This window comes from Stenotrophomonas sp. STEN020, assembly GCF_056760195.1.
Window position 1 is genome coordinate 1 of record NZ_JBRREI010000075.1, and the last position, 19,177, is coordinate 19,177.

Consider the following 19,177-nt stretch of genomic DNA (forward strand, 5'->3'; position numbering starts at 1 on the left):
TCCCTTTTGGGGGGGGTCCCCTCGCCCCCGCGGGGCTGGCCCCCGCCGGCCACCCGTACACCCGCCCCCCCCCTTAATTTGCCCCCCCGGCTTTCTCCCGGGGGGGGGGGGGCGACATCAGTCGCCCTGTGATTGAACCCCGGGCGCGCAATGCCCCCGGGGTAAGCACTACAGCGGATGTACCAGCGTTCGCTTTCGCTATCGCACAAACCCTCCCCCTCCTCACCAGAGTAAGCAGAACCAGTCGAGCTGTGGCTGTGGCTGTTTCCCCTCCCTTACGCGCAGCGTAGGGGAGGGCCAGGGAGGGGTGCCGTTGCTCTGCACTTGCACTTGCACTTGCACTTGCACTTGCAGTTGCAGTTGCAGTTGCAGTTGCCCTGATCTTTTGACCTACCGGGCCCCTTCCGCAGCGACGGAGCTGGCAGACAAGACCCCGCACGGGGCGACGTGCAGGACGCACGTCGTTTTTCGACGATACATGGATGTATCGTCGAAAAATCCTGCCAGCGGAGTGGACCTGGAGCGCGCAGCGCGGAAGGCGCGTAGGCAGGGTGTGCTTTCTTTTGGTTATCTTTTCTTTGCACAAGCAAAGAAAAGTAACTCGCTCCCCGAAGGGGAGAGAAAGCTCTTGATCTTGATCTTGATCTTGATCTTGATCGTGGCCGTGACCGTGACCGTGACCGTGACCGTGACTAAAGCTAAAGAAAAAGAGCAGAGGCAAGGGCTTTCGCTCCCCTTCGGGGCGCGAGCGCACCTTTCTTTGCTTGTGCAAAGAAACGTGGCCCAAAGAAAGCACACCCTGCCTCCGCGCCCACGCCGCTTCGCGACGCGGGTCCACTCCGCCACCGGGATTTTTCGACGATACATCCATGTATCGTCGAAAAACGACGTGCATCCATGCACGTCGCCCCGTTCGGGGTCTTGTCCGTCGGCTACGTCGCTGCGGAAGGGGCCCGGTGGATCAAGAGCGTTGGAGCAACGGCAACTGCAACTGCACCCCTCCCATGCCCTCCCCTACGCTTTGCGTAAGGGAGGGCAAGTACAAGAGCAACTGCTACAGCCTTGCGCCTTGCGCCTCAGCGCTTGGCCATGAAGGCTTCGATCTCGTCGGCACTGCGCTCCAACGCACCGGTCAACACACGGTGCCCGTCCTCGGTGATCAACACATCATCCTCGATGCGAATACCAATGCCGCGCCAACGCGCCTCCACACTGCGATCGTCCGGCGAAATGTACAGACCCGGCTCGATCGTGAACACCATTCCAGGCTCCAACAAACGTGACTCACCAGCTACCCGGTAGTCGCCAACATCGTGCACATCCATGCCCAGCCAATGCCCGGTCTTGTGCCGGTAGAACCGCTGGTAGTGACGTTCGAGAATGTTCTCCTCCAGATCACCCTTCAGCAGACCCAGGCGCAACAAACCTTCGGTCAACACCTCAACCGCTGCAAGATGCCCTTCCTCGTAGGCAATACCAGGCTGCGCTTGCTCCAAGGCCGCCACCTGCGCCGCCAACACCAGATCATGCAGCGCGCGCTGCTCTTCGCTGAAACGGCCATTGACCGGGAAAGTACGGGTGATATCACTGGCGTAACCGCGATACTCCGCACCCGCATCGATCAACACCAGATCACCATCGCGACTGCCGCTGTTGTTGTCGCGGTAATGCAGCACACAAGCGTTCGCGCCGGCACCGACAATGCTGTTGTATGCAGAACACGCATCGGCCGCACGGAACTCACGTTCCAGCTCCGCCTGCAATTCGTACTCACGGATACCCGCCCGCGCTGCACGCATCGCCGCGCGGTGCGCACGCACACTGATATCGGCCGCCTCCTGCATCAAGGCGATCTCGTCCGCGCTCTTGTACAAGCGCTGCTCGTGCAACAGGTGGCCAAGCTCGAGGAATTCATGCGGCGGCTGCGCACCATTGCGCACCTGTGAACGCACCCTGTTGACCCAGCCGATCAACTTCAGATCGAAGTCGGCGTCGCGGCCGAAGTGGTAGTACACACGCGAACGGCCTTCCAGCAAGCCCGGCAGAATTTCGTCCAGGTCCTCGATCGGATAGGCGTCATCCATGCCGTAATGCGAGACCGCACCGTCCTGGCCTTCGCGCGGGCCGTCCCACGCTTCCCGGTCCGGATCGCGCTCGCGGCAGAACAGGATGGCCTCACCGTGCTTGCGCCCCGGGATCAGCACCAGCACTGCCTCCGGCTCCTGGAAACCGCTCAGGTACCAGAAATCCGAATCCTGACGATAGGGGAAGAACGTGTCGTTGCTGCGTACCCGCTCCGTTGCTGCGGGCAGCACCAGAATGGCGTCATCGCCAGCCGCTTCCATCAACTGCCGGCGGCGGCGGGCGTACTCGGCTGGGGTGATCCCGGACAGACGCTTCATCGTTTACCTCAGTTCAGGCTTTGCCGATGGCGCGAGCCCATCACGCAGTCGCCGTGCAACAGCAGTGCCGCAACGCGTACGAACTCTTCGATCTCGGACAGAGCGTCCTCGTCTTCATCGGCGCTATCAAACTCGTCAATCGAGGCCTGCGCCAGACGCGCCAGATCCTGCAGCGCCTCTTCGCCTTCCTCGCTCAACGCAGGTCGCTTGCCCGAAGCCAGGCCGAAACCGCCCAGGAAAGCCCGGCACCACTCAAACAATGCCTCGGTACGCACCTGCACAGGCTCGGCGGCATCCACCAGCACCAGTTCGAAAGCGAAGTCGCGGTCTTCCAACTGCGCAACCGTGGCCTGGCGCAGCAGGTCCAGCGCGCTACCGGGTTCCGGGGTCGGCAGGCCGTCGTCGGCCAGTACCTTGGCCGGCCAGGACGGCTCATCGGCGCCACCGGCGGCCAACCAGCCGCACAGTCCGCCATGCAGTTCGGCCGGGGAAGCAGCCAGGCCCAGCGACTGGCTGGCCTGGAGGATGTCTTTGACGGAGGGAAGGTCGGTCATGTCACTGATCTGTAAAGCGGAGAGGAACGCCGGCACCGGCAAGATGACGACGGCCGCACAGTGTACCAATCGCACTGCATACTCCTTCTTGACCGGCCCTCATCGCCATGCCTATCGTTCCATCCATGGACTCCTTCGACCCCGCTGGCCAGCTACTGGCCCTCGCCTCCCGCCTCGAGCTGCTGCTTGAGCGCAACCAGCGGCTGAGCGATGAAAACCGCAGCCTGCGCCAGCAGCAGGAACAGCTGATCAGCGAGCGCTCGCAATTGCTGACCAAGAACGAACAGGCCCGCTCCCGGGTGGAAGCCATGATCACCCGCCTCAAGTCGCTGGAGCAGCACACGTGAGCAACAACGAACCGGTCAGCGTCCATATCCTGGACCGCGAGTACACCGTTGGTGTGGAACCGACCGAGCGCGAAAGCCTGACCGCGGCCGCGCGCGTGCTCGACGGCAAGATGCGCGAAATCCGCGGCAGCAATCGGATGGCGGCGGTCGACCGCATCGCGGTGTTGGCGGCGCTCAATCTTGCGCATGAGTTGCAGCAGGTGCGCGATGAGCAGGTTGCCCAGCAGCAGCGCTTTCAATCGGCCATGAACGAGTTGAACCGGCGCCTGGACTTGGCCATCGACAACGCGCGTTGATCCAGCTGACCAGCTCAGACAGATGAATCCGCAATTAGTGAAATACGGCTGCACGTAGCCGTGCAACCTCGCTATACTGGCGACGCGTTCTCTGCTGTGAACGACGGCGTGTGCAAACATTCGCCTTGTCCCTTAATTACGACCACGGGGGCGCGACGGAGCCGGGTGTGCAAGTCCGCCTTGTAGCGGGAAGCCCGATGGCCCCCCAGCGTTCCCACTTGAACCCCGGGTTCAAGGTCGTTTCGCACGCATCGTCACCGCGGAGAATGCAATATTCCAGAACGGCGCCTAACGGCGCCGTTCTTTTTTTTGTCCTTCTCCCTAAGGAAGAAGCCGCTGCAGCAAGGGAACCTTCTGTGGTGCCGACCCATGGTCGGCAAGGGCACTACCGGTAGAGCCAATGCCGACCATCGGTCGGCACTACAAAAGCTTGGCTCCCCAAGTGCTTCGCCCTTACCCTCAGCCCTCTCCCGCTAGAAGATGGGCTTCCAGGCCTCGACCTTCGCAGATGACCGATCCCCGCCAACTCCTCCGCCAACAACTGCGCCAGCGCCGACGCGATATTCCCGCTGCCGAGCGCATCGCCGCCGCCGAAACCCTGGCGACGCACCTGCTGTCCCTGCCTTTCGCCGGGATCAGTGGCCATGTCGCCGGTTACTGGGCGATGGACGGCGAGATCGCCCTGCACCGCTGGCAGATGCAGCTGCCGCCGCAGCAGACCTATTGCCTGCCGCTGCTGCACGGCAAACTGCTGCGCTTCGCCCCATGGCGGCCCGGGCAGGCGCTGGTCAGCAACCGTTATGGCATTCCAGAGCCCGATGTAGACCCCGCGCAAGCGCTGCGACCGGAGGAAATGGCCTTGGTCATCGCCCCGCTGGTCGGCTTTGATGACGCTGGCCGACGGCTGGGCATGGGGGGCGGCTGGTATGATCGCAGCTTCGCATTTCGGCAGCGCCAGGCCGCGCCGCCGTGGCTGGTGGGGGTAGGTTTCTCCGCCCAGCAGCTGCCGTCATTGCCGGTCGAAGACTGGGATGTGGCGGTGGATGCCATCTGTACCGAGCAGGCCACTCTCTACCCGGAACCGTTGAACGCATGACCGCCCGCAAGCGCTATTGGCTGATGAAGTCCGAACCGGACGCCTTTTCCATCGACGACCTGCAGCGCGTAGGCACCGAACCGTGGAATGGCGTGCGCAACTACCAGGCGCGCAATTTCATGCGCGATGGCATGAAGGTCGGCGACGGCATCCTGTTCTACCATTCCAATACCAAGGTGCCGGGCATCGTCGGCATTGCCACGGTGGCCAGCGAGGCCTACCCGGACGACACCCAGTTCGATCCCGAATCTGACTACTACGACCCCAAGAGCACGCGCGAGCAACCGCGCTGGATGCTGGTGGATGTGGGTTTCGAGCGCAAGCTGGCGCAGGTGATCGCGCTGGACGAGATCAAGCTGCATGCTGAGGAACTGGGCGAAGGTTTCCCGCTGACCGCCAAGGGCAACCGCCTGTCGGTGTTCCCGGTCACCGCCGCACAGTGGAAGCTGCTGCTGTCGCTGGAAAAGAAAGCCAAATAAGCACTTTTGTTGTTGTAGGAGCGGCGTAAGCCGCGAAGCCGATACCGTTTCAGATTCTCAGCTTCGCGGCTCACGCCGCTCCTACACAAAGAACCTTTTTCCAACCTGTTGAGCCCACCATGTCTGAAGCCAAGCGCCTGGCCGCCGAAAAAGCCATCGAGTACGTGCAGAAGGGAATGATCGTCGGTGTCGGCACCGGTTCCACCGTTGCCTACTTCATCGAAGCCCTGGCCCGCATCAAGGACCAGATCGAAGGCGCGGTCTCCAGCTCCGACCAGAGCACCGCCCTGCTCAAGGGCCACGGCATCGAGGTGCTGGACCTGAACCATACCGGCGGCCTGTCGCTGTACGTGGACGGCGCCGACGAGTGCGACGGCAACAAGAACCTGATCAAGGGCGGCGGTGCCGCGCTGACCCGCGAGAAGATCATCGCCGAGGCCAGCAAGCAGTTCGTCTGCATCATCGACCCGAGCAAGCAGGTCAAGGTGCTGGGCAAGTTCCCGCTGCCGGTGGAAGTGATCCCGATGGCGCGCAGCCTGGTCGCCCGCGAGATCCTGGCCCTGACTGGCGGTCAGCCGGTGTGGCGCGATGGCGTGACCACTGACAACGGAAATCTGATCCTGGACGTGCATAACCTGGCCATCACCGACCCGGTGAAGCTGGAACAGCAGCTCAACCAGATCCCGGGCGTGGTCACCGTCGGTCTGTTCGCCCGCCGCCCGGCTGACGTGGTCATCATCGGCGGCGAGCCGCCGCAGGTGCTGTAAGCCAAGCCAGCAAAACTGCCGCTTTGGCTTTGGCTTTGGCTTTGGCTTTGGCTTTGGCTGTTGATTTGGCCTTTGCTGCTTTGGCTTTGGCAGTTGCTCCCGCCTTGGCTTGTTGCCATTCCCTTCTCCCGCAAGCGGGAGAAGGTGCCCGAAGGGCGGATGAGGGGAAGCTTTTGACTTCCACCGAACCCGCCCGAAGGCTCCCCTAGGAACCAGGTCCCAACCATGCCCAAATCCTTCCTGCGCACCATCCTCACCCTTTCCCTGCTCGCCCTGGCCGGTTGCGCCAGCGCCGACAGCAAGCACTGGGTGGAACTTGCCGGCACCCGCTACAACGTGGAACTGGCACAGAACGACGAAACCCGCGCCCGCGGGCTGATGTTCCGCGACCAGATGGACGCCGACCACGGCATGCTGTTCATCCACGACCGCGAGGAACCGCAGGCGTACTGGATGAAGAACACCAGGATCCCGCTCGACATCCTATATTTCGACAGCCAGCGCCGCCTGGTCGGCCAACAGCGCGATGTGCCGCCGTGTTCGGCCGGCGACATGTGCCCGCCCTACCCCAGCTTCAACCCGGCCCTGTACGTGCTGGAGCTCAACGCCGGCCAGGCCGCCAAGCTCAAGCTGGAAGACGGTGCCGAGCTGACCTTCGGCCCAGGCATCGCCACCGGCAACTGACTGATACACACAAATTGAACAGCGGCGCCCTTGAACCGGCGCCGCTTTGCCGCCAGTCTTGGGGCATGTCTGAAACACGCATTACCCTGCCGCAGTGGAAAGAACTGGCCGGCTTGCCCGATGAGGCACTGCCGCTGCTGCCGACTGCCCTGCTGATCGCCCGCGACGAATACCCGCAGCTGGACCCGGCCGCCTACGACCGCGTGCTGCAGGCCCATGCCGATCACCTGCGGGTGGAAGTGGACGCCATCGGTGAATGGCCGCTCAAGGTTGCCGCCATCAACAACCACCTGTTCAACGAGGTCGGTTACAGCGGCGACAACGAGGAGTACTACGACCCTCGCAACAGCTACCTCAACGAAGTCTTCGAGCGCCGCCTCGGCAATCCGATCTCGCTGGCCTTGGTACAGATTGAAGTCTCGCGCAGGCTCGGCCTGCCGCTGGAAGGCATCTCCTTCCCCGGCCATTTCCTGGTGCGGCTGCCGGTGGAAGACGGCGTGCTGATCATGGACCCGTTCAACGGTGGTCGCCCGCTGGGCGTGGATGAACTACGCGAGCGCGCACGCAGCAACCTGGGCGGCGAGACGCCCGACGACAGCGTGCTGGCGCAGATCCTGGACCCGGCCCCGCACCGCGCCATCCTGATGCGCATGCTGCGCAACCTGCACGGCGTCTACGCCGAACGCGGCGAATGGGACCGTGCCGCACGCAGCGCTGACCGCATTCTCAAACTTGTCCCCGAGCAGGCCGATGCCGTACGCGATCGCGGCCTGGCCTATGTGCAGCTGGAGCACCTCGCCGGCGCCCGCGCCGACCTGGCCCACTATCTGAAGATGGACCCGAACGCCGCCGATGCCGTCAGCATCCGCGAGCGCCTGATCGAGCTGGGCGGCGGCAAGCCGAGGTTGCATTGAGCGTTGCTCTGCCTTGCCTCTTGTAGGAGCGGCGTAAGCCGCGAAGCCAGTGCGGCATCCGACGCCAGGGATCAACGCAACACCTCTGCAATAGCGGCTTTGCGCACGGAGCCAGGACGATCGTTCGGTAGGTGAATGTGCTTAGCCGACTTCGGATACCGCAGTGGCTTCGCGACTGACGCCGCTCCTACAACCGGTTTCGGATGCTCTGATGGCTTCGCGGCTGACGCCGCTCCCACAAACAGCACAAGCCGCGCGCTGCGGCTCAATCCAGCTCGACCATCTCAAAGTCATCCTTGGTCACGCCGCAGTCCGGGCAGGTCCAGGTGTCGGGCACGTCTTCCCAGCGCGTGCCGGGGGCGATGCCTTCTTCCGGCAAGCCGTCGGCCTCGCTGTAGATGAAGCCACAGACGACACACATCCAGTTGCGCAGGGTGGAGGCCGTAGCGTCGGACATCGGGGATAATCACCGGACAAAGAAGCGGCGTTGATTGTCACATTCCCCACGCCGTACCGGTAGCCATACATGACCCAGCTCGCCGACGCCCGTGGCGTCTACCTGATCACCCCCGACGAATCCGACAGTGCACGCCTGCTTGAGCGGGTCCGCCCTCTGCTGGCCGGCACCACCTGGCTGCAATACCGCAACAAGGCGGTCGATGCGCCTACCCGTCTGGCCCAGGCCACGGCGCTACAGGCGCTATGCGCCGCCGCTGGGGTGCCGCTGATCATCAATGATGACGTCAGCCTTGCCCGGCAAGTCGGCGCTGCCGGCGTGCATCTGGGTGAAGACGACGGCGACATTGCTGCCGCCCGGGCACTGCTCGGCCCGCAGGCCATCATTGGCGCGTCCTGCTATGACGAGATCGAACGTGCCCAGCGCGCGGTTGCCGCTGGTGCCAGCTATGTGGCCTTCGGTGCCTTCTTCCCCAGCCGCAGCAAGGTCACCCCGCGCCGCGCCAGTCCTGAGCTGCTGCGACAAAGCGCCGCACTGGGCGTGCCACGGGTAGCGATTGGTGGTTTGACCCCGGACAATAGTCGGCCTGTGGTGGAGGCTGGCGCGGATCTGATCGCGGTGATCAGTGGCGTGTTCAGCGAGGCCGATCCGGTGGCTGCGTTGGACGCTTATCGGCGCTGTTTCCAGCACGAATGACATGTTCCTTCTCCCTTCGGGAGAAGGTGCCCCGAAGGGGCGGATGAGGGTAGGTTTCGGCGTTTGCTCGCTAGAAGCTTCCCCTCACCCCAACCCCTCTCCCGCACGCGGGAGAGGGGCTAACGCTCAGCTCCGTTCAGCACCTCGATTTGGTGCCCTCTCAAAGGACTCACGCATGAACCACGACCAATCCCACGCCCTGTTCACGCGCGCACAGACGCTGCTGCCCGGTGGCGTCAATTCACCGGTGCGTGCATTCAAGTCGGTTGGCGGCGAACCGTTCTTCGTGCAGCGCGCCGATGGCGCCTACCTGCATGATGTGGATGGCAACGCCTATATCGACTACGTCGGCTCCTGGGGCCCGATGATCGTCGGCCACAACCACCCGGCCGTGCGCGAGGCCGTGCAGCAGGCGATCGGCAATGGGCTGTCGTTCGGTGCGCCATGCGCGGCCGAAGTGACCATGGCCGAGACCATCACCCAATTGGTGCCGTCCTGCGAGATGGTGCGCATGGTCAACTCCGGTACCGAGGCCACGTTGTCGGCAATCCGTCTGGCGCGCGGTGCCACCGGCCGCAACAAGATCGTCAAGTTCGAGGGCTGTTACCACGGCCACGGCGACTCGTTCCTGGTCAAAGCCGGCAGCGGCATGCTGACCCTGGGCGTGCCCACCTCGCCGGGCGTACCTGCCGGCCTGAGCGAACTCACCCTGACCCTGCCCTATAACGATTTCGAGGCCGCCACCGCACTGTTCGAGCAGCAGGGCGCGGATATTGCCGGCCTGATCATCGAGCCGGTGGTCGGCAACGCCAACTGCATCCCTCCGCGCGAGGGCTACCTGCAGCACCTGCGCGCGCTGTGCACGCAGTACGGCACGCTGCTGATCTTCGACGAAGTGATGACCGGCTTCCGTGTCGCCCTGGGTGGCGCGCAGGCGCATTACGGCATCACCCCGGACTTGAGCACCTTCGGCAAGATCATCGGCGGCGGCATGCCGGTGGGCGCCTATGGCGGCCGTCGCGAGCTGATGTCGCAGATCGCACCGGCCGGCCCGATCTACCAGGCCGGCACCTTGAGCGGCAACCCGGTGGCGATGGCTGCGGGCCTTGCGATGCTGCAACTGGTGCAGGCGCCGGGCTTCCATGAGCGCCTGACAGCGGCAACCAACAAACTCTGCGATGGTCTGGAAGCGGCAGCGCGCGATGCAGGCGTGGCCGTGACCACTACCCGCGTCGGCGGCATGTTCGGCCTGTTCTTCACCAACGAGAAGGTGGAGACGTATGCACAGGCCATCGCCTGCGACATCAACGCCTTCAACCTGTTCTTCCACGCCATGCTGGAGCGCGGCGTGTTCCTGGCACCGTCTGCCTACGAGGCCGGCTTCCTGTCCAGCGCGCATGATGATGCGGTGATCGAAGCAACGCTGGTTGCAGCGCGTGAGGCGTTCAAGGTCGTTGCTGCAGGTTGATCTTGTAGTGGATAACGCTGTTCGTCCTGACGAAGCAGCGTTATCCGAAACGGCTGCTGCCGCTTTTTGTAGGAGCGGCGTAAGCCGCGAAGCTCACCCTGCTTCAGCCACCGGCCTCTGTGCTACCTGATGATGTCGCGTGCTTCGCGGCTTACGCCGCTCCTACAAAAAAGCCAGCCTGCACGCAGCCAATGTAGCCCCGGGGAAGCGCAGCTCGCCCGGAACTACAAACAGTATCAATCAACCAAAAACCAGCTTGCCCTTCATCATTCCCCAGTGCCCCGGGAACGAGCAGAAGAAGGTGTAATCGCCACCACGCGTCAACTTGCTGGTCGCAAAGCGCACCTGCGTGGTCTGTCCGCCGCCGATCACCGGCGTGAACGCGATCACCCGCGCGTCATTCTTCGGCAGATAGCTGTCTGCCAGTGTCGAACGCATACCGGCCGTGGCCACCTGCTGGAAATCCGGCGTGCGCGTCAGCACCCAGTTATGCCCCATCGCGGTCGCCGGCATCCTGCCGGTGTGCTTCAGGGTCAGGTCCACCTGGGTGCAATCGGCGGCAACCCGGATCTGCGGCACGGAGAACTGCATACGGTCGTTGCTTTCGATGGTGACCGCACAGGTACGGGCCAGCGCAGGCGCGGCAGGCAACAGGCCCGCAAGGGCCAACAACAGCAGGCTGGAACGCTTCACGGTGAACTCCACGCTATGACAACCAAAGTGTCCTGATTCTAGGCAAATTTGGCTGATTTCACCTGTGACGCGATGTCGCAGGCTGCACACCGATGCCATGCCAGCGATACTGCAAGCCCGCCCCAGCCTTGCCACCAATGCAACGACCACACGCACTACTGCTGGATTTCGACGGCCTGCTGGCCGACTACGATCACCGTATCCATCTGCGCCAGCTTGCCGACGCTGCCGGCTGCACGCCTGAGCAGGTTGACGCGGCGTTGCGCACGGACGGGCTTGAATTCGCCCATGCCCGCGGTGAACTGGATGGTGAGCAATTGTTGCAGGCATTGAATCAACGCTTGGGCAGCACGTTGGACGCGGCGCACTGGCACGCTGCACGGCTCGCTGCCAGCAAGCTGCGCAGCGATTGCATGGCGGTGCTGGAGCGCGTGCATGCGGATGTGCAAGTTGCGGTACTGACCAACAATGGCCTGCTGACCCGGCCGGTGATCGAGCAGTTGCTGGGCGGCCGTCGTGTGCTGTGCAGCGCGGCGCTGGGCGTACGCAAGCCGGACCCAGCAGCGTATCTTGCGGCCTGTGCGGCGCTTGGCTCGGCACCCGGACGCAGCCTGTTCGTCGACCATCTGTTCCGCAATGTGCAGGGCGCTCGCGAGGCGGGACTGCATGCCGATACCGCTTTTCATGCGCAGTCGCTGCGCCGCTTGTTGAAGCGGAATCACTGCTTGGGGTGAGAAGCAGCGTGCTGCGCACACCCTGCCCTCATCCGCCCTTCGGGCACCTTCTCCCGCGCGCGGGAGAAGGGAGTGATGGTTATTGCGAGGGGGGCGGCGACTGCGCCAGCTAGCCGTAAGCCATGCCCCTTCCCCTCTCCCGCCTGCGGGAGAAGGTGCCCGAAGGGCGGATGAGGGGAAGCTCTTCGGTCGACGAAAAACCTAACTTACTTATGCGACGCCATATAAGCTGCAATCGCCTCGCGCACGCGCTTCAGGCCTTCGGCCACTTCTTCATCGGTGATGTTCAGCGCCGGCACGAAACGCAGCACGCTGGTGCCGGCCTGCAGGATCAGCACCTGCTTTTCAGCCGCCAGATCCAGCAGCACGCCGATGTCAGCCACGTAGTCAGGCTTGAGCACCGCGCCCAGCATCAGGCCCATGCCACGCACCTGCTCGAACACGCCGAACTCTTCGCCGATGGCTTCCAGACCGGCTTTCAGCGCGGCCGACTGGCGCACGACATTGGCCTTGATCTCGTCGGACGACAACTTGCGCAGCGCCACGCGGGCAACCGCCGCCGCCAGCGGGTTGCCGCCGAAGGTGCTGCCATGCGCGCCAACGCTCATCACGTCGGCAACCTTGGGACCGGCCAGCATCGCGCCGATCGGGAAACCGCCGCCCAGCGCCTTGGCGAGAGTGACGATGTCCGGGGTCACGCCCCAGTTCCAATGCGCGAACAGCTCACCGGTACGGCCCATGCCGACCTGGATTTCATCCAGCACCATCAGCGCGTCGTGCTGATCGCACAGCTCGCGGGCGCGGCGCATGAACTCGGCACTGGCTGGCATTACCCCGCCTTCGCCCTGCACCGGCTCGAACATCACCGCGGCAACATCGCCTCCGGCCATCGCCTCTTCAAGCTGCGCGACGTCGTTGAAATCGACATAGCGGAAGCCACCGGGCAGCGGCTCGTAGCCTTCCTGGTACTTCGGCTGGGCGGTAGCGGTGACCGTAGCCAGAGTGCGGCCGTGGAAGCTGCCACGGAAGGTCACGATGAAACGCTTCTCCGGGCCACGGCCCTGGGCGCTGGCCCACTTGCGCACCAGCTTGATCGCCACTTCGTTGGCTTCGGCGCCGGAATTGCACAGGAACACGCGCTTGGCGAAGCGCGAGGCGTCCACCAGCTCCTGCGCCAGATGCAGCGGCGGCTCGCTGTAGAACATGTTGCTGGTATGCCACAACTTGTCAGCCTGCTCGAACAGCGCCGCCTTCAGGTCCGGGTTGTTATGGCCCAGGCTGCACACCGCGATGCCGGCGGCCAGGTCGATGAACTCGCGGCCCTGCGTATCCCACAGTCGCGCGCCCTGGCCTCGCTCCAGCACCAGCTGGCGCGGGCGGTAGACCGGCAGGTAGTAATTGGACAGGGACAACAGCGGCTCGACGACAGCGGTCATGGCGTTCCAGATCAGTGGGTGTGAACGGTGCATTGTCCTCCATTCCGTGGGCCTGCGGCACAATGGGCACATGCGACTGTTCTCTGCCCCCCAACTGAACCCGGCCACCGACAGCGGTTGGCGCCGCCGCTGGTTCGACATCATCCACCGCACCGACACCCCGCCCTCGCGCCGGTTCGACCTGCTGCTGGTCTGGGCCATCCTCGCCAGCGTGCTGGTGGTGATGTTCGACAGCGTGCAGCGCATCCACGTGGCCTGGGCCACCGGCTTCTACATCGTCGAATGGGGTTTCACCCTGCTGTTCACCGCCGAGTACGTGCTGCGCCTGCTGGTGGTGCGGCGGCCGCTGCGCTATGCGTTCAGCATATGGGGGATCATCGACCTGCTGGCGATTCTGCCTTCCTACATTTCCTTCTTCATCCCCGGCACGCAGAGCCTGCTGGTGGTGCGCGTGCTGCGCCTGCTGCGGGTATTCCGCATCCTCAAGCTGACCCGCTACATCGAGGAAAGCGGCGTACTGATGGCGGCGCTATGGCGCAGCCGCCGCAAGATCCTGCTGTTCCTGTCGATGGTGGTGACCATCGCCATCATCGCCGGCGCGCTGATGTACGTGGTCGAAGGCCCGCAATACGGTTTCAGCAACATCCCCGCCAGCATGTACTGGGCGGTGGTGACGATGGCAACGGTGGGTTTTGGCGACATCGTCCCGCACACCACGCTGGGCCGCTTCATCACCTCGGTACTGATCCTGATCGGCTACAGCATCCTGGCCGTGCCAACCGGCATCTACACCGCCGAGCTTGCCGGCAACATGCTGCGCGAAAACCGCCACGACAACCGCGGCTGCCCGGTCTGCGGGCATGAGGGGCACGAGTTCAAGGCGCAGTACTGCAATCGCTGCGGGCATGTGCTGCCGGAGCACATCGAGCATTGATCGGTTTAGTAGGGACTGTGGGGCCGGTGTGAACCGCGAAACGGGTGATGCGTAGTGCCGCGCCACGCTCGCCACTACAGGTGAAGCCTTCCCTCCTTGGGGAAGCAATCAGAGAAACAGATCCGGCATCAGCGGACGCGTCGGGTCCATCGCATAGCCCGACAGATCAGTGATGCCTGCTTCGGCCAGCACCTCATCATCCAGCAGGAACTGTCCGCTGAAGCCGGCCGCGGTACGGGTCAGCACCGCGTGTGCGGCATCGGCCATGATCTCCGGCTTGCGACAACCACCCACATCCACGCCCGGAATCATGTTGATCGCGTCGGTAGCAATCACCGTGCGCGGCCACAGCGCATTGACGGCAACGCCCTTGCGACCGAACTCAGCTGCCAGGCCCAGGGTGACAAAGCTCATGCCCATTTTCGCCAGGGTGTAGCCGGTGTGCGGGCCCCACCATTTCGGGTCGAGGCTGGGCGGCGGTGCCAGGGTGAGGATGTGCGGGTTCGGCGCCTGCAGCAGGTGCGGCAGGCAGGCCTGCGCGCACAGGAAGCTGCCGCGCGAATTGACCTGCTGCATCAGGTCGAAACGCTTCATCGGCGTATCCAGGGTGCCGCGCAGCCAGATCGCCGAGGCGTTGTTGACCAGGATGTCGATGCCACCAAAGGTGTCCACGGTTGCAGCCACTGCCGCATTGACCTGGTCTTCTTCGCGGATGTCGCACTTCAGCGCCAGCCCTTGCCCGCCTGCTGCATTGACGGCCTCGGCAGCGGTATGGATGGTGCCCGGCAGCTTGGGATTGGCGACCGCCGACTTGGCGGCGATGGCGACGTTGGCACCGTCGCGTGCGGCACGCAGGGCGATGGCCAGGCCGATGCCACGGGAGGCGCCGGTGATGAAAAGGGTCTTGCCTCGCAAGCTGCTCATATGCACTCCGGAACCGGTAAGAAAGCAATCCGCATTATGCCGATACCAGCATCCACGCACAGTCCTGCGGTTTACTGGAGGTTCGACACTCAGGGTTCATATGACTTGCCGATACTGTTTGGATATCGCGCAAGGACTCCCGATGAAGACACTGCACCTGACTGCTCCGCTGCTGCTTGCCCTTGGGCTTGTGGCCTGCCAGAAGCCACACCCAGCTGCCGAAGTACCTGCGGCGGCCAAGGATGTCACCACGCAGACCACGGGGCTGAGCGAAGAAGCCGCCCGAATCGGTCCCGACGCAGTATGGACAGGATCGACCGAATCCTGTCGTACCGACGCAGCAGCCGACAACTGCCTGCTGCAGGTGATGCGCAGCGGCGGTGCTTCGCCGGCGGCTTTGACAGCTGCCAGCACCTTGTCCGCGCAGGGCAAGCCCGGCTATGTCAGCGCATGGAAGAACGTCGAAGGCATCGGCGTGGCCACACTGGAGTTCCCGTTCCGCGCCAATACCAACGAGGGCACCTGGCTGGTCGATGCCAATGGCCATGCCGTCGACGTGGACGAAGAAGTGCTGGACGACGCGGCACGCGGCTCGGATGCCTACAAAGCGTTCGCCAGCAAACACCCCGACTCCGGCCCGTTCGCACCTGCGTTGGCCGCGGGCACTGAAGCCCTGCCTGATGGCGGTGTGCGCCTGCGGTTCACCACGCCGCTGCGTAGCTGCCATGCCTGTGCCGATGATGGGCAGGTGACCATCGGTTATGACTTCGACAGCACGCGCAGCTTCAAAGGCAAGCAGTTGCTGGAACTGCGCTGAGCCTGCGCAGATTGCCGGGGTAGCAGCTCAACCCCGCCCGGGCTCCACCATGCGCCGCGCATGGCTCTCCAGCAGACGCGGCACGATGACCCGGTGCAAGGGCGCTACCGGCAACATGTACAGCCGCCCGAACGGCCGGTGCAGGTGAACCACGGTGCTCACCTGCAGCTCGCAGCTGTCGTGGCCGGGGCCAAGCTCTACTGCCAGTTCCACCCGCAGATGACGGTCGCTGTCGCCCAGCACGATGCCATCGGCGGTCAGCGCCCGCACGGTGAATATCCCGAGCCTGTCGCCGACCGCCAGCCCTTCCGGAGCACGCGCTGGCACGCTGCGGATCGCGCCAAGGTGCTTCATTCCCAGCAGGCGCATGCCGGCATTTCGCAGCCGCATCAGGCCATCAAACCAGCCCGGCACCTGCCGGGCGATATCCAGATAGGCCTGTACGGCACTGTCCGGCCGGCGCACCAGATTGATCCGGGATGCATGTGCGAAATGACTGCCTGGCAGCAGCGGGTGCAGCAACCTGGCCGCAGAAATCTCTACCTCCCGCGCCCGCACACCACTACTCAAGGCTTCGGCCCCTGCCCTTCGTTGTCTTCCCAATGCAGGATGCGTCGGGTCACGAAGCGGTAAACCGGCTTGCCGGTGGCAAACCACAGCTCGCGGACCCACGAGTGCCGCTTGAGCAGGCGCAGCTCAACCGGGGTCAGCGCCTGCCGGCAGTACATGCGTTTGTGCTTGAGCAGGTGGCGCAGGTCCTCGCGCGCCAACAACCGCATCCAGCGCGAGCGCGGGTTGCCACATACCGCCAGCTGGAAGTCGATCAGCGCCGGGGAACCGTCCTCGCGCACCAGCCAGTTCGCTTCCTTGGCCAGGTCGTTATGGGCGATGCCGTGCCGGTGCACGCGCTGCAGCAAGCGCCGCGCCGCGCGGAAATAGGCCAGGTCGCCATGCGGCGGGCGTTGGTACATGGCCGCACCTTCCATATAGCTGCGGTCCAACCAGTGCCCATCCCAGGCCAGCAGCCGCGGCGTCGCCTCCATGCCATCGAGCTTGGCCAGTGCGCGGGCTTCACGCCGCGCCAGCCACCAGGCCGGCAACCGCAGCCACAAGGGCGTCGCCCCCAGATCGCGGCGCACGAAGCGCCCCTGCGGGCTTTCAATCAACAGGATTCGTCCGAAGCTGTCAGCTTTCAGCGCGGTGACAGATGCGGGGGAAGAGTCAGTCATGCCGACATTCTAGTCGCCAGCGCGCCATTCACTGAGTGGCATCGCAGGTGAACAAGTGTCACTGCAATTGACTGAACCTATGCCCTTGCCATCGGTCTGACTCGGGCTTCCCTTTATAATCGGCCGATGAATTCTTCCTGGATCGACGCCACGCTTGCGTGGATCGCCGCCAATCCCGTCCTTGCTGGCCTGGCGATCTTCGCCATCGCCTTCTGCGATGCCGTGATCATCCTTGGTGCCATCGTGCCGGCTTTGCCGCTGATGATCGCGGTAGGTGTATTGATCGGCATGGGCGAGTTGTCCGGCGCCTATGCGGTGATATGCGCCACCTTGGGCGCCTTTGCTGGCGACGGTTTGAGCTATTGGGTGGGCCGCCGCTGGGGTGACCGCCTGCGTGGCGTATGGCCGTTCAGCCGTTACCCACAGCTGCTGGACCGTGGCGAAGTCATGTTCCGCCGCAATGCCTTCAAAAGCATCCTGATCGCCCGCTACGTGGGTGCGATCCGGCCATTTGTCCCGGCCATCGCCGGCATGGCCAACATGCGCTTCACCAGCTATCTCAAGGCCAGCGGCCTTGCCTGCTTGTCCTGGGCCGTCTTGTTCCTGCTGCCCGGCTGGGCGCTGGGCCAGGCCTATGACGCCGTAGCTGCGGTGGCCGGGCGCCTGTTCCTGGTGGTTGCCCTGCTCGGCACCCTGCTGGGCCTGGTGTGGGCGATCGTGCTTTACAGCTACCGCTGGTCGGCAACACGCATGGACGGCTGGCTGGCCCGCCTGCTGGCCTGGTCGCACCGCCACCCGCGCTTCATCGGCCACTCGCTGAGCGACCTGTTCGATCCCAAACGCCGCGAATCGGTGCCCTTGGCCATGCTGGCGCTGATGTTGCTGGTGCTGGGCTGGGGTTGGTTCGCCCTGCTGATGGTGGTGGTCGGCCACGGCGAACCGCTGGCCCTGGACCTGGCCGTGCACCGTTTGATGCTTGCCCTGCGCAACCCACTAGCCGACTACCCGATGGCCGCGCTGGCCTCGCTGGGCGACTGGCAGGTGTTGTTGCCGGCCATTGCCGCGGGCATGGGTTACCTGGCCTGGCGGCGGCGCTGGATGGCCGTATTCCATTGGCTGGCAGCACTGGCCTTCGGCCTCGCGCTGACCAAGCTGTTGGGTGCCACCGTCGATGTGGTGCGGCCGCCGGCCGCCAGCAGCGGCTTCGGCTTCCCGTCGGTGGCGGTGACCATGGCCACCATCACCTTCGGCTTCTTTGCCGTGCTGATCGGCCGCGAGCTACCGGGGCGCACCCGCGTCTGGCCGTATCTGCTTTCCGGCGCGGTGGTTACGGTAATTGGCTTTGCCCGCATCTATCTGGGTGCGCACTGGCTCAGCGATGTGATCGGCGGCATGTTGTTCGGTGTGTTCTGGCTGCTGGTGCTGGGCGTGGCTTATCGCCGCCGCTTCAACCGCTCGTTCTGGGTCAAGCCGGTGGCATGGTTGTTCTACGGCGTGTTCGTGATCGCCGGGCTTTGGTATGCACCGCGCAATGTGCCGGCCAAACTGGCCAAGTTCGAACCCGCGGCAGCCAGCATCGTGCAGATGGACGCCTCACATTGGTGGCAGGACGGTTGGCACGAGCTGCCCGCCCGCCGCAATGATTTCGACGACGATCAGCGCTGGCCGCTGGATGTACAGGTCGCCGGGCCGTTGCCGGCCCTGCAGCAGCAGCTCGAACGCAATGGCTGGACCCGGCAGCCCCAGGCTGGCTGGCAGCAGGCGCTGATGATGCTGGACATGAAGGCCACTCCGCAGCAGGTGCCGGTACTGCCAGCAACGCTGGATACCAACGTCGAAGCCCTGTTGATGCTGCATCCGGGCGCGCGTCCGGATGAAATCCATGCGCTGCGGCTGTGGCCTTCCACCGTCCAACTGCAACCTGGGCAAGCACCGGTATGGCTGGGCAGCGCGCAGACCCTGCGTTATCAGCGCCACCTGAAGCTGTTCGGCATGTGGCGGCCATTGCGCGGCGTTGACCCGGCACTGGACACGCTCAAGCAATCGCTGGATGGCGTGAAAACCCAGCAGCAGGTGCAGCCAGAGACTGGCTTGCCGCTGTTGATGATCCGCGCTGAGCCAAAACCGTAATGACGGCGTAGTGGGGGGGGGGCCGGCGGGGGGCCGGCGGGGGACAGGATCAACCAGACACCCGAGCCGCACCGGCGACCCAGAGATAATGGCGAGCAAGCCGGGCGGGGAGGGACGCCG

21 protein-coding genes and 1 other RNA gene are annotated in these 19,177 nt (G+C 64.2%); 14 read left to right on the forward strand and 8 right to left on the reverse strand.

The features are described 5' to 3' along the window. Nucleotides 1-1,076: 1,076 nt before the first annotated feature. Nucleotides 1,077-2,402 (reverse strand): aminopeptidase P N-terminal domain-containing protein, encoded by a 1,326-nt coding sequence (locus ACVOLZ_RS20425; protein ID WP_481517728.1) that lies wholly within the window; start codon nt 2,400-2,402, stop codon nt 1,077-1,079. Nucleotides 2,403-2,410: 8 nt separating this feature from the next. Further along, nucleotides 2,411-2,956, reverse strand: a complete 546-nt coding sequence (locus tag ACVOLZ_RS20430; RefSeq protein ID WP_481517742.1) for a YecA/YgfB family protein — start codon at nt 2,954-2,956, stop codon at nt 2,411-2,413. 125 nt (nt 2,957-3,081) lie between these two features. On the opposite strand from ACVOLZ_RS20430, the gene ACVOLZ_RS20435 reads away from it, so the two are divergent. From ACVOLZ_RS20435 to ACVOLZ_RS20470, 8 genes are all read left to right on the forward strand, one after another. Next, nucleotides 3,082-3,303 (forward strand): TIGR02449 family protein, encoded by a 222-nt coding sequence (locus ACVOLZ_RS20435; RefSeq protein ID WP_282273125.1) that lies wholly within the window; start codon nt 3,082-3,084, stop codon nt 3,301-3,303. Continuing rightward, nucleotides 3,300-3,599 carry a cell division protein ZapA gene (locus tag ACVOLZ_RS20440; protein WP_481517729.1) on the forward strand — a complete coding sequence of 100 codons (300 nt, stop codon included), beginning with the start codon at nt 3,300-3,302 and terminating at the stop codon, nt 3,597-3,599. The genes ACVOLZ_RS20435 and ACVOLZ_RS20440 overlap by 4 nt, the downstream gene beginning before the upstream one ends. Nucleotides 3,600-3,684: 85 nt before the next feature. Then, nucleotides 3,685-3,869: non-coding RNA, 6S RNA (gene ssrS, locus ACVOLZ_RS20445), on the forward strand. 238 nt (nt 3,870-4,107) lie between these two features. Next, entirely contained in the window at nt 4,108-4,695 is a 588-nt protein-coding gene (locus ACVOLZ_RS20450) for a 5-formyltetrahydrofolate cyclo-ligase (protein WP_481517730.1), read from the forward strand. Then, entirely contained in the window at nt 4,692-5,174 is a 483-nt protein-coding gene (locus ACVOLZ_RS20455; RefSeq protein WP_481514466.1) for an EVE domain-containing protein, read from the forward strand. Before ACVOLZ_RS20450 ends, ACVOLZ_RS20455 begins: the two co-directional genes overlap by 4 nt. A gap of 119 nt (nt 5,175-5,293) precedes the next feature. Then, nucleotides 5,294-5,941, forward strand: coding sequence for a ribose-5-phosphate isomerase RpiA (gene rpiA, locus ACVOLZ_RS20460; protein ID WP_481517731.1), 648 nt, complete (start codon nt 5,294-5,296; stop codon nt 5,939-5,941). Nucleotides 5,942-6,166: 225 nt separating this feature from the next. Then, nucleotides 6,167-6,625, forward strand: coding sequence for a DUF192 domain-containing protein (locus ACVOLZ_RS20465; protein WP_481517732.1), 459 nt, complete (start codon nt 6,167-6,169; stop codon nt 6,623-6,625). Between the two features lie 65 nt (nt 6,626-6,690). Further along, complete coding sequence (locus ACVOLZ_RS20470; protein WP_481517733.1) at nt 6,691-7,539, forward strand: SirB1 family protein; 849 nt, start codon at nt 6,691-6,693, stop codon at nt 7,537-7,539. 265 nt (nt 7,540-7,804) lie between these two features. Here the strand turns inward: ACVOLZ_RS20470 and ACVOLZ_RS20475 are convergent, their stop codons facing one another. Next, the gene (locus ACVOLZ_RS20475) at nt 7,805-7,996 is read right to left on the reverse strand and encodes a rubredoxin (protein ID WP_303747299.1); all 192 of its coding nucleotides are present in this window, start codon (nt 7,994-7,996) and stop codon (nt 7,805-7,807) included. Nucleotides 7,997-8,065: 69 nt separating this feature from the next. Between ACVOLZ_RS20475 and thiE the strand changes: the two genes are divergently transcribed. After that, nucleotides 8,066-8,692, forward strand: a complete 627-nt coding sequence (gene thiE, locus ACVOLZ_RS20480; RefSeq protein ID WP_481517734.1) for a thiamine phosphate synthase — start codon at nt 8,066-8,068, stop codon at nt 8,690-8,692. 175 nt (nt 8,693-8,867) lie between these two features. Then, a complete protein-coding gene (gene hemL / locus ACVOLZ_RS20485; RefSeq protein WP_481517735.1) occupies nt 8,868-10,160 on the forward strand; it encodes a glutamate-1-semialdehyde 2,1-aminomutase in 1,293 nt (430 codons plus the stop codon). A 240-nt stretch (nt 10,161-10,400) separates the two neighbouring features. Here hemL and azu read toward each other — a convergent pair whose 3' ends face one another. Further along, nucleotides 10,401-10,853, reverse strand: coding sequence for an azurin (gene azu, locus ACVOLZ_RS20490; protein WP_282271671.1), 453 nt, complete (start codon nt 10,851-10,853; stop codon nt 10,401-10,403). Between the two features lie 137 nt (nt 10,854-10,990). On the opposite strand from azu, the gene ACVOLZ_RS20495 reads away from it, so the two are divergent. Beyond that, nucleotides 10,991-11,587: an HAD-IA family hydrolase gene (locus ACVOLZ_RS20495; RefSeq protein ID WP_481517736.1), complete on the forward strand. Its 597-nt coding sequence runs from the start codon at nt 10,991-10,993 to the stop codon at nt 11,585-11,587. A gap of 206 nt (nt 11,588-11,793) precedes the next feature. Here ACVOLZ_RS20495 and ACVOLZ_RS20500 read toward each other — a convergent pair whose 3' ends face one another. Continuing rightward, entirely contained in the window at nt 11,794-13,023 is a 1,230-nt protein-coding gene (locus ACVOLZ_RS20500; RefSeq protein ID WP_481517743.1) for an acetylornithine transaminase, read from the reverse strand. Nucleotides 13,024-13,093: 70 nt separating this feature from the next. Here ACVOLZ_RS20500 and ACVOLZ_RS20505 point away from each other — a divergent pair, with 70 nt between their 5' ends. Then, nucleotides 13,094-13,957 (forward strand): ion transporter, encoded by an 864-nt coding sequence (locus ACVOLZ_RS20505; RefSeq protein ID WP_481517737.1) that lies wholly within the window; start codon nt 13,094-13,096, stop codon nt 13,955-13,957. A gap of 108 nt (nt 13,958-14,065) precedes the next feature. On the opposite strand, the gene ACVOLZ_RS20510 is transcribed toward ACVOLZ_RS20505, so the two are convergent. Next, a complete protein-coding gene (locus ACVOLZ_RS20510; protein ID WP_481517738.1) occupies nt 14,066-14,881 on the reverse strand; it encodes an SDR family oxidoreductase in 816 nt (271 codons plus the stop codon). Between the two features lie 142 nt (nt 14,882-15,023). Between ACVOLZ_RS20510 and ACVOLZ_RS20515 the strand changes: the two genes are divergently transcribed. Continuing rightward, on the forward strand, nt 15,024-15,698 hold the full coding sequence (locus tag ACVOLZ_RS20515; protein WP_481517739.1) for a hypothetical protein: 675 nt from the start codon (nt 15,024-15,026) through the stop codon (nt 15,696-15,698). A gap of 27 nt (nt 15,699-15,725) precedes the next feature. On the opposite strand, the gene ACVOLZ_RS20520 is transcribed toward ACVOLZ_RS20515, so the two are convergent. Then, the gene (locus ACVOLZ_RS20520; RefSeq protein WP_481517744.1) at nt 15,726-16,256 is read right to left on the reverse strand and encodes a DUF2867 domain-containing protein; all 531 of its coding nucleotides are present in this window, start codon (nt 16,254-16,256) and stop codon (nt 15,726-15,728) included. An 8-nt stretch (nt 16,257-16,264) separates the two neighbouring features. Then, a complete protein-coding gene (locus ACVOLZ_RS20525) occupies nt 16,265-16,927 on the reverse strand; it encodes a protein kinase family protein (protein WP_481517740.1) in 663 nt (220 codons plus the stop codon). Between the two features lie 126 nt (nt 16,928-17,053). Here ACVOLZ_RS20525 and ACVOLZ_RS20530 point away from each other — a divergent pair, with 126 nt between their 5' ends. Next, entirely contained in the window at nt 17,054-19,057 is a 2,004-nt protein-coding gene (locus ACVOLZ_RS20530) for a bifunctional DedA family/phosphatase PAP2 family protein (RefSeq protein WP_481517741.1), read from the forward strand. Nucleotides 19,058-19,177 lie beyond the last annotated feature (120 nt).

Bases quoted from the DNA above. Each gene is read 5' to 3' on its own strand.
- ACVOLZ_RS20425 (WP_481517728.1), bottom strand. From the start codon at position 2,402: ATGAAGCGTCTGTCCGGGATCACCCCAGCCGAGTACGCCCGCCGCCGC.
- ACVOLZ_RS20430 (WP_481517742.1), bottom strand. From the start codon at position 2,956: ATGACCGACCTTCCCTCCGTCAAAGACATCCTCCAGGCCAGCCAGTCG.
- ACVOLZ_RS20435 (WP_282273125.1), top strand. From the start codon at position 3,082: ATGGACTCCTTCGACCCCGCTGGCCAGCTACTGGCCCTCGCCTCCCGC.
- ACVOLZ_RS20450 (WP_481517730.1), top strand. From the start codon at position 4,108: ATGACCGATCCCCGCCAACTCCTCCGCCAACAACTGCGCCAGCGCCGA.
- ACVOLZ_RS20455 (WP_481514466.1), top strand. From the start codon at position 4,692: ATGACCGCCCGCAAGCGCTATTGGCTGATGAAGTCCGAACCGGACGCC.
- rpiA (WP_481517731.1), top strand. From the start codon at position 5,294: ATGTCTGAAGCCAAGCGCCTGGCCGCCGAAAAAGCCATCGAGTACGTG.
- ACVOLZ_RS20465 (WP_481517732.1), top strand. From the start codon at position 6,167: ATGCCCAAATCCTTCCTGCGCACCATCCTCACCCTTTCCCTGCTCGCC.
- ACVOLZ_RS20470 (WP_481517733.1), top strand. From the start codon at position 6,691: ATGTCTGAAACACGCATTACCCTGCCGCAGTGGAAAGAACTGGCCGGC.
- ACVOLZ_RS20475 (WP_303747299.1), bottom strand. From the start codon at position 7,996: ATGTCCGACGCTACGGCCTCCACCCTGCGCAACTGGATGTGTGTCGTC.
- thiE (WP_481517734.1), top strand. From the start codon at position 8,066: ATGACCCAGCTCGCCGACGCCCGTGGCGTCTACCTGATCACCCCCGAC.
- hemL (WP_481517735.1), top strand. From the start codon at position 8,868: ATGAACCACGACCAATCCCACGCCCTGTTCACGCGCGCACAGACGCTG.
- ACVOLZ_RS20495 (WP_481517736.1), top strand. From the start codon at position 10,991: ATGCAACGACCACACGCACTACTGCTGGATTTCGACGGCCTGCTGGCC.
- ACVOLZ_RS20500 (WP_481517743.1), bottom strand. From the start codon at position 13,023: ATGACCGCTGTCGTCGAGCCGCTGTTGTCCCTGTCCAATTACTACCTG.
- ACVOLZ_RS20505 (WP_481517737.1), top strand. From the start codon at position 13,094: ATGCGACTGTTCTCTGCCCCCCAACTGAACCCGGCCACCGACAGCGGT.
- ACVOLZ_RS20510 (WP_481517738.1), bottom strand. From the start codon at position 14,881: ATGAGCAGCTTGCGAGGCAAGACCCTTTTCATCACCGGCGCCTCCCGT.
- ACVOLZ_RS20515 (WP_481517739.1), top strand. From the start codon at position 15,024: ATGAAGACACTGCACCTGACTGCTCCGCTGCTGCTTGCCCTTGGGCTT.
- ACVOLZ_RS20525 (WP_481517740.1), bottom strand. From the start codon at position 16,927: ATGACTGACTCTTCCCCCGCATCTGTCACCGCGCTGAAAGCTGACAGC.
- ACVOLZ_RS20530 (WP_481517741.1), top strand. From the start codon at position 17,054: ATGAATTCTTCCTGGATCGACGCCACGCTTGCGTGGATCGCCGCCAAT.